This is a genomic window from Aeromonas sp. 1HA1, from assembly GCF_029237385.1.
GTDB classification, from domain to species: domain Bacteria; phylum Pseudomonadota; class Gammaproteobacteria; order Enterobacterales; family Aeromonadaceae; genus Aeromonas; species Aeromonas popoffii.
In genome coordinates this window covers 95,798-104,671 of the sequence record NZ_JAACGC010000009.1, presented here as the reverse complement: position 1 = coordinate 104,671, position 8,874 = coordinate 95,798, and the positions used below count along the sequence as shown (strand labels likewise).

Annotated in this window: 6 protein-coding genes; 3 read left to right on the top strand and 3 right to left on the bottom strand. The window is 58.6% G+C overall.

The genetic code is table 11. The annotated features are described in order from the left end of the window. Nucleotides 1-293: 293 nt before the first annotated feature. On the bottom strand, nt 294-1,034 hold the full coding sequence (locus GWQ22_RS05230) for a phosphatase (RefSeq protein ID WP_275929660.1): 741 nt from the start codon (nt 1,032-1,034) through the stop codon (nt 294-296). A gap of 466 nt (nt 1,035-1,500) precedes the next feature. On the opposite strand from GWQ22_RS05230, the gene GWQ22_RS05225 reads away from it, so the two are divergent. Then, complete coding sequence (locus GWQ22_RS05225; protein WP_275929659.1) at nt 1,501-2,154, top strand: TetR/AcrR family transcriptional regulator; 654 nt, start codon at nt 1,501-1,503, stop codon at nt 2,152-2,154. A 48-nt stretch (nt 2,155-2,202) separates the two neighbouring features. Beyond that, entirely contained in the window at nt 2,203-4,527 is a 2,325-nt protein-coding gene (locus GWQ22_RS05220; RefSeq protein WP_275929658.1) for an acyl-CoA dehydrogenase, read from the top strand. Between the two features lie 425 nt (nt 4,528-4,952). Here GWQ22_RS05220 and pyk read toward each other — a convergent pair whose 3' ends face one another. Together pyk and GWQ22_RS05210 are read right to left on the bottom strand one after the other, a co-directional pair. Continuing rightward, nucleotides 4,953-6,392 carry a pyruvate kinase gene (gene pyk, locus GWQ22_RS05215; RefSeq protein WP_042038603.1) on the bottom strand — a complete coding sequence of 480 codons (1,440 nt, stop codon included), beginning with the start codon at nt 6,390-6,392 and terminating at the stop codon, nt 4,953-4,955. Nucleotides 6,393-6,554: 162 nt separating this feature from the next. After that, complete coding sequence (locus GWQ22_RS05210) at nt 6,555-7,409, bottom strand: MurR/RpiR family transcriptional regulator (RefSeq protein WP_167335294.1); 855 nt, start codon at nt 7,407-7,409, stop codon at nt 6,555-6,557. A 349-nt stretch (nt 7,410-7,758) separates the two neighbouring features. Between GWQ22_RS05210 and glk the strand changes: the two genes are divergently transcribed. Then, nucleotides 7,759-8,727 carry a glucokinase gene (gene glk / locus GWQ22_RS05205; protein WP_108536583.1) on the top strand — a complete coding sequence of 323 codons (969 nt, stop codon included), beginning with the start codon at nt 7,759-7,761 and terminating at the stop codon, nt 8,725-8,727. Nucleotides 8,728-8,874 lie beyond the last annotated feature (147 nt).

Sequence of the window (8,874 nt, the reverse complement as noted above, 5' to 3'; positions counted from 1 at the left end):
CAAGGGATTTGCGCTGCTGACGTTGGTAGCGAACAACGTGAAATTCAAGGACGGAGTAAAGGTGCTGGAGGAGTCAGACAGGAGTGCCGCCTGACCGACGCCATACACCAGATTTGACAATAGCTCCATAGTTCCAAGACTACCTCTTAAGTTAAGAGGGGCGAAGTGTCTGGATCTTCAAGGGGCCAATCTACTGAGCTATATCGGCGTGGCACTAGATTCCCGAAAACAGTGGGTCAAGTCAATGAGTCCCTCTTCTTTTTATGAATAAGCTCATGGAGTTAGCGTCGGGATCAGAGATCGGCAAACTCCGGGATATGGGCTCTGCCGCGGCTCTCGAGAAAATCGAGCAGGGCGCGTGGGGATCGTGCCAGGATCCTGTCCTGCGGGAAGTTTGCCTCGGTCACCAGCCGATGACAGTGCTCGAAATCCCCCAGGCTGAAAGCCACGTGGGAGTCGGAGCCGAAGGTGAGATAGGCGCCCAGATCCCGCGCTGCTTCTACGATGGCGCGGCAGTTTCCTTCGCTACCCGGGCGGGAGTGACTGAAGGAGGAGTTGTTGAGTTCCAGCGCCACTCGGTATTCCGCGGCGGCTTTGACCACGGCCTGGATATCGGTGGGGAAGGCGGGGTTGCCCGGGTGACTTATCATGTCGACCCGACCGCTCTTGATGGCGTTGATCATGGCCTGGGTATGAGTTGCCTGATCGCAGGGGGGAAATACAGGTTCGTGGAAGCCCGCCATGATCATGTCGAGTCGTGATTCGTAACGTTCGGGGAAGTCGATCTCGCCATCAATGTTTTTGATGTTGGCTTCGATGCCACGCAGTATGCCGACCCCGTCGATCATCCGCGGCAGCACATGCAGATTGACGAAGTGCCAGAAGTGGGGAGCATCGGCCATGTCCGGGCCGTGATCCGTGGTGGCAAACAGCTTGATCCCCTTCGCCCTGGCGATGGGCAGATAGTCGTGAATGGTGCTGTAAGCGTGGGTGCTGGCGACGGTATGGGTGTGGGTATCGACCGTATACTTCATCTTCTCTCCCCTTCTGGCGTGAGGCGCCAGCATAGCAAAGGCGGCGGGTCGAGACCACGTTGTGGCTTGTCATACTTTGTCACAAATTGCGTGGGCGTTGACAAAGTTTGAACACGCTTGGCCGCCATGATGGATGAATCGATGCAAGCCTGAACTCGCATCAATGGGTTGGATCCGGATGGTGCAACCTTTTTTTCCCCGCCGTCGCTCCCTGCGACGGTTTTTTTATCCGCGTATCGGCACCAGTGCCAGCAGGGCAAAAAAATGCCCAACTAGCATGGAGCAGGTCGGGCGAGACTTAATACTTAATTACAGTGGCATAGATATAGAGTGTTGTTTGCCCGATAAGTTCCCGCCTTGTTCTCCATTTTTTAGCAAAAACATTCCACTAACACTTGTTCACATTCTCTTGACATAAAAGGTTGTGAAACGTACTTTTTAAACATTCGTTTAAGAGAGGTGTTCTGTGAGTAAAATCGATACCAAAAACCGTATTCTCGATGCCGCCGAGGTGTTGTTTGCCGAACGGGGGTTCGCCGATACCTCTTTGCGTCTGATCACCAGCGAGGCCAATGTCAACCTGGCCTCGGTCAACTACCACTTCGGCTCCAAGAAGGAGCTGATCCAGGCCGTGCTCGACCGTTATCTGAGCCTGTTCATGCCTGAGCTGGATGCGCGCCTGAACACCTTGATGGAGCAGGAGCAGCTGACACTGCTGCAACTCTTTGAGAGCTTTGTCGAGCCGCTGATGAAACTCTCGGCAGTGCGGGCCAACGGTCCGGCCATCTTCATGCAGCTGCTGGGACGCGGCTATATCGACAGCCAGGGGCACCTACGCCGCTTTATCACCGCCCACTATGGCCCGATCTTGATGCGGATAACCCAAGCGATCTCCAAGGCCAATCCGGCCCTGTCGCCGGCGGATCTCTTCTGGCGCCTGCACTTCACCCTGGGCACCGTCGTATTCACCATGGCCTCCGCCGATGCGCTACGCGACATCGCCCTGGCCGATTTTGGCCAACAGCTCGATGTGGAAGGGCTGGTGCGCAACGTTATTCCTTATCTGGCGTCCGGAGTCGGGGCGCCCGTGGAGTCGACCAGGCTCTCCCTGGCCGTGTAACAACCAACAATAAATCAACGGAAACAGTGAAATAGAAGGAACTTGAGTATGATCACATTGCTTGTCCTGCTGGTGCTGGCGATTGCCGTTGTGCTCGGCGTACCCTCCATCCGTAAAAAGGTGGTAACCCGTCCGGTGTTCGGCATCTTCAAAAAGATATTGCCGCCCTTGTCAGCTACCGAGCGGGAGGCCATGGAAGCCGGCTCCGTCTGGTGGGATGGCGAGTTGTTTCGCGGTAACCCCGACTGGAAAAAACTGCACGGTTACGGCAAGGCCGAACTGAGCGCCGAAGAGCAGGCCTTCATCGACAATCAGGTCGAAACCCTGCTCGCCATGGTTGATGACTTCAAGATCGTCAACGAAACCAAAGACCTGCCGGAGCCGGTGTGGGACTACTTGAAGAAGGAAGGCTTCTTCTCCCTGATCATTCCGAAATCCTACGGCGGCCGTGAATTCTCGGCGATTGCCAACTCCACCATTGTCACCCGCATCGCCACCAAGAGCCTGAGCGTGGCGGTCACCGTCATGGTGCCAAACTCCCTCGGCCCGGGCGAGCTGCTGATGCACTACGGCACCCAGGCCCAGAAAGATTTCTGGCTGCCGGGGCTGGCCAATGGCAAAGAGGTGCCCTGCTTCGCCCTGACCGGGCCGGAAGCGGGCTCGGATGCGGGCGCCATTCCTGACAAGGGGATCGTCTGCAAAGGGATGCACAAGGGTGAAGAGGTGCTGGGTATTCGCCTCAACTGGAACAAGCGCTACATCACCCTGGCGCCGCGCGCCACCGTGCTGGGACTTGCGTTCAAACTCTATGACCCGGAAAAATTGCTGGGTGACAAGGAAGAGCTCGGCATCACCTGCGCGCTCATCCCCACCAGCCACCCGGGCGTGCGGGTTGGCGATCGCCACTACCCCATGGGGCTGGCGTTCCTGAACGGCCCGACCTTCGGCAAGGATGTGTTCATTCCGCTCGACTGGATCATCGGTGGCCCGGATTACGCTGGCCGTGGCTGGCGCATGCTGGTGGAGTGCCTCTCCGCCGGTCGCGGCATCTCGCTGCCTGCCCTTGGCACCGCTTGCGGTCACATGGCGAGCCGCACCGTGGGTGCTTACTCCTACGTGCGTAAACAGTTCGGCATGTCCATCGGCAAGTTTGAAGGGGTGCAAGAGGCGCTGGCTCGCATCGGCGGCCTCACCTATCAGCTGGAAGGGGCCCGTCGCATGACGGCAGGTTCCCTGGACTTGGGTCAGGCTCCGGCCATCGTCACCGCCATCTCCAAGTACCACATGACCGAAATGGCGCGCCAGATCATGGATGACTCCATGGATATCCATGCCGGTCGTGCCATCCAGCTGGGCCCGAAAAACTACACCGGCTACGCCTACATGGGCATTCCGGTCGCCATCACGGTGGAAGGGGCCAACATCCTGACCCGTAACCTGATGATCTTCGGGCAAGGGGCGACCCGCTGCCACCCTTACGTGTTTGCCGAGCTGGAAGCGGCCGCCGACACAGACGTGGAGCGCGGGCTCGAGAAGTTTGACGCCCTGCTGATGAAGCACATCGCCTTCGGTGCCGGCAACTTCTTCGGCGCCCTGTTCCAGGGGCTGACCCTGGGCCAGTTCAACAGCGCGCCGGTAGCCGGTGAAACCGCCCGCTACTACAAGCAGCTCTCCCGCATGAGTAAAGGGCTGGCCCTGTGTGCCGACGTCTCCATGCTGATGCTGGGTGGCGATCTCAAGCGCAAGGAGATGATCTCCGCCCGTCTTGGCGATGTGCTGAGCCACCTCTATCTGGCCTCCTCTACCCTCAAGCACTACGAGGATCAGGGCCGCATGGTCTCCGATCTGCCGTTCGTGCAGTACGCGGTGGAACGCAACCTCTATCTGATTGGCAAGGCGTTCGAAGGTTTCTTCCAGAACTTCCCGAACAAGGTGGTGGGTGCCGTGCTCAAGCGGGTCGTCTTCCCGCTCGGCGTTGGCTACAAAATGCCGGCAGACGATCGCTGCCACGCCATCTGTCTGGCCATGATGAAGCCGGGCGAGTTCCGCGACCGTCTGACCGCCCTCTGTTATGTCGGCAAGGATGATGCGGATCCGGTCGGTCTGATGGATCGTGCCTTCCTGGCCATGGTGGCGGTACAGCCCTACGAGAAGAAGCTGGTGCAGGCCCAGAAAGAGGGCAAACTGCCCCGCAAGATGGCCCTGCCGGAGCTGGTTGCCGCCGCGCTTGCCGGTTCCATCCTGAGCAAGGATGAGGCCGACAAACTGCTGGCCGCCGATGCCTTGCGCTACGAAGCGATTCAGGTAGACAACTTCGCCCCTGGCGAGCTGGAGGGTCTGTCTCAGCCGAACCCAGTGGTGCATGCCGCCTGAGTTTATCGCAGTCACTGAACCTCATGAGAAACCGGCCTATTTGGCCGGTTTTTTTGTTTGTTCACCATGCATTTACAACCGCGATGACTTCCACCTCCCACCCTGGAGGCAGGAAGCAAGGCCAGCGGAATGGCCGATAACAACAACTCAGGGAGAGTGAATGAATCTCGCCAAAACGGCGATAGAGCGACCTGTCTTGGTGGCGGTTTTGATCGTGCTGATTTGTCTGCCGGGCCAGCTCAGCATCCGGGGACTGCCCATCCAGAATGGCAATCCCGCCCTCGCGGTCAGAGGGGCAGGTGGTGCGTGGTGCAGGCAGCCTGCGCCAGGCTGACAAGGTCGCGCTATTTCGCGGCTGAAGCGGCTGCTGCACAATGAAAAACGGCTCCCGCGGGAGCCGTCTTGGTTGCAGTCAGATGGACTAATTACTCGACCATCATCACCTTGCAGGTGTTGGTACTGCCGACGGTTTCCATCTTGTCACCGTGGGTCAGCAACACCATGTCGCCACTTTGCACCAGCCCCTTGTCCTTGAGCACATCCAGCGCCTCGCGGCACACTTCGTAGACCGGCTTGGTCTCGTCGCCGTCGAACAGCACAGGGGTGACGCCGCGGTAGAGGTTGGTCCAGGCCAGGGTCTTGTTGTGCGGTGACATGGCGAAGATCGGCAGGCCGGAGCTGATGCGGGACATCAGCAGCGGTGTGGTGCCGGATTCGGTCAGCGCCACGATTGCCTTGACTCCTTCCAGGTGGTTGGCCGCATACATGGTCGACATGGCAACCGCCTCTTCCACCGAGGTGAAGGTGTAGCTCATGCGGTGGTTGGAGACGTTCAGGCTCGGGTGTTTCTCGGCGCCCACGCAGACACTGGCCATGGAGGTCACTGTCTCGATGGGGAACTGGCCGGCGGCGGTCTCGGCGGAGAGCATCACTGCGTCTGTGCCATCCAGCACGGCGTTGGCCACGTCCATCACTTCCGCACGGGTCGGCAACGGGGCGTTGATCATGGACTCCATCATCTGGGTCGCTGTGATGACGACGCGGTTCAGACGGCGGGAGTGACGGATCAGCTTCTTCTGTACGCCGACCAGCTCGGGATCGCCGATCTCGACGCCCAGATCGCCACGGGCCACCATGACGGCATCGGAGCCGAGGATGATGTCTTCCATTGCTTCATCGGTGGCGACGGTCTCGGCGCGTTCGACCTTGGCCACTATCTTGGCGTTGGAACCGGCTTCACGAGCCAGTTCGCGGGCGTAGCGCAGGTCATCGCCACAACGGGGGAAGGAGACGGCCAGGTAGTCCACGTTCATCAGGGCGGCTGTCTTGATGTCTTCCTTGTCTTTCTCGGTCAGGGCCGGGGCGGAGAGACCGCCGCCTTTCTTGTTGATGCCCTTGTTGTTGGAGAGGGGGCCCGCCACCGTCACAGTGGTGTGAATGCGGGTGCCTTCGACCAACTCCACCTTCAGCTGCACACGACCGTCGTCCAGCAGCAGGATATCGCCGGCTATCACGTCATCGGGCAGGCTCTTGTAGTCGATGCCGACCTGTTCCTGACAGCCTTCGCCCTTGCCGAGCGCGGCATCGAGAATGAACTTGTCGCCGATGGCCAGATAGACCTTGCCATCCTTGAAGGTGGAGACGCGGATTTTGGGGCCTTGCAGGTCACCCATGATGGCGACGTGACGACCGAGTCTGGCGGCGATGTCGCGTACCTGCTTGGCGCGCAGTATGTGGTCTTCAGCAGTGCCGTGGGAGAAGTTCATCCGCACCATGTCGGCGCCGGCACGGATGATCCCCTCGAGGATCCCCTCGCGATCGGTCGCCGGACCGAGTGTGGTTACAATCTTTGTACGTCTTGGCATGAAAGACTCCAGTTTGAAGTTGATATGACTTGGGATACTGCCCCGTCAAGCGCATGGCCCATTGCACCCGCTTGCAAGCCATCTGGGTGGCTTTTGTTACTAAATTACAATACTACACCAAGGAAGGTGGCATAGACAGCCGGGGGCCAAGGCCCCCGCCCGTCAGGAAGCGTGGGGGGTATCAAAGCGGGATTCGCGCAAACCTTCTTTGACTTTCTTCAGGTTTTCGCGAAATTTCATGCCACGGCGCAGGGTAAAACCGGTCGCCAGCACGTCTACCAGAGCCAGCTGGGCAATACGCGATGCCATTGGCATGTAGACATCAGTGTCTTCCGGCACGTCCATGGAGAGCACCAGATTGCACTCGCGGGCCAGCGGGGAATCCTTGGCGGTCATGCCGATGACAGTGGCGTCGTTCTCGCGGGCCAGCGCGGCAATTTCCACCAGCGCCTTGGTGCGCCCGGTGTGGGAGATAAGTACCACCACGTCCCCTTCGCTGCTGTTGATGCAGCTCATGCGCATCATGACGATGTCCTCGAAGCTCACCACAGGGATGTTGAAGCGGAAGAATTTGTTTTGGGCATCGCGGGCGACGGCGGAGGAGGCGCCCAGCCCAAAGAAGCTGATCTTCTTGGACTGGGTCAGGATATCGACGCAACGATTGATGGCGGAGATATCCAGGCTGTTTTTGGCGGCATCCAGACAGGCCATGGTGGATTCGAAGATCTTGGCGGTATAGGTCTCTGGCCCGTCTTCTGCTTCCACGTGGCGGTTCACATAAGGGGTGCCGTTGGCCAGGCTCTGGGCCAGATGCAGTTTGAAGTCGGGAAAGCCCTTGGTATCGAGACGGCGGCAGAAACGGTTAACGGTCGGTTCACTGACGTCGGCCATCTTGGCGAGGGTAGCGATACTGGAATGAATGGCCGTCTGCGGGGAGGCTAGAATGACCTCGGCAACTTTACGCTCTGATTTACTGAAACTTTCCAAATTATTAGTAATTTTATCAAGGGTATTCATCATCACCACCAGGCATTTTTGTAATTTAGCTTCAGTGTCTTTGCACTAAACTCACGGCTAAGCAGGTTTCCAATCAACTTGATGACTATACAAGACAAGCTCTTATCGAAACTAATCTTGGCCCTGCAAAGTATGACTCATGTCTAATTATTTCGTCTTTTTGGTTACAAACTTCCACCCTTCCCGTGAAAACGCTTACAAATGTTGCAAAGCAACAACACTGTGAGCGGGCGCACACTTGCATCCATCAATTGCGCCGCGGGGGGAGGGGCTCGGGTAGAATTGTTGTCAAATAATAATTGCGGGACGGTAAGGGCCGCCCCGACCCAAGTAACGAAGGAGTTGTTTTATGCAGCATACCCATGCACTGGTCGGCGACGTAGGCGGCACCAATGCGCGGCTGGCCCTGTGCGAGCTGGCGACTGGTACCATTTCCCAGGCCAAGACCTATTCCGGACTGGCTCACCCCAGTCTCGAGGCCGTAGTGCGCCTCTATCTGGATGAGCATCAGGTGCAGGTGAGTCAGGCCTGTATCGCCATCGCCTGTCCCATCAAGGGCGACTGGGTCGCCATGACCAACCACTGCTGGGAGTTCTCCATCAGCGAGATGCAGGCAAATCTGGGCCTGACCCGCTTGCAGGTTATCAACGACTTCACCGCCGTCTCCATGGCGGTGCCCGTGCTGGCTGATACCGATCGCCTTCAGCTGGGCGGCGCTGCGCCTGTGGCTGGCAAACCCATCGCCATCTATGGTGCGGGCACAGGTCTGGGGGTGGCCCACCTGGTGCAGGCGGGTGAGCAATGGCTGAGCCTGCCGGGCGAGGGGGGTCACGTGGATTTTGCCACCAACAGCGAAGAAGAGGATGCTGTGCTGCAGGTGATGCGCGCCGAACTGGGTCATGTCTCGGCCGAGCGACTGCTCTCCGGGCCTGGTCTGGTTAACATCTATCGCGGTCTGGTGAAGTCTGATGGCCGCGAGCCAGCTGACTTTGCACCCAAAGACATCACAGAGCGGGCGCTGGCGGGCGAATGCCTGGATTGCCGGCGCACCCTCAGCTTGTTCTGCGTGCTGATGGGCCGCTTCGCCGGCAACCTGGCGCTTAACCTGGGCACCTTTGGCGGTGTCTACATCGCCGGTGGCATAGTGCCGCGTTTCCAGGAGTTCTTCATCGGCTCGGGCTTTCGGGTGGCGTTCGAAGACAAGGGACGTTTCAAGTCCTATTTGAAGGATATTCCCGTTTTCCTCATCACCCACGAGGGGCCGGGTCTGCTTGGTGCCGGTGCCTACCTGCGCCAATCGCTGGGCATCAAGTTGTAAGCCGAAACAGGGGCGGCAGCCAATTGTCCCATGGTACAGCTTTGATTCAGTGACCATGGGATAGAGTAACCACACGTACTCAAGAGGCCAGGGCACCATAAGGAATTGGGACTTGTCTTCATCCACTGGGTGCGTTTGTCACCTGAC

Coding starts and splice junctions, on each gene's coding strand:
- GWQ22_RS05230 (WP_275929660.1), bottom strand. CDS start 1,034: ATGAAGTATACGGTCGATACCCACACCCATACCGTCGCCAGCACCCAC.
- GWQ22_RS05220 (WP_275929658.1), top strand. CDS start 2,203: ATGATCACATTGCTTGTCCTGCTGGTGCTGGCGATTGCCGTTGTGCTC.
- pyk (WP_042038603.1), bottom strand. CDS start 6,392: ATGCCAAGACGTACAAAGATTGTAACCACACTCGGTCCGGCGACCGAT.
- GWQ22_RS05210 (WP_167335294.1), bottom strand. CDS start 7,409: ATGAATACCCTTGATAAAATTACTAATAATTTGGAAAGTTTCAGTAAA.
- glk (WP_108536583.1), top strand. CDS start 7,759: ATGCAGCATACCCATGCACTGGTCGGCGACGTAGGCGGCACCAATGCG.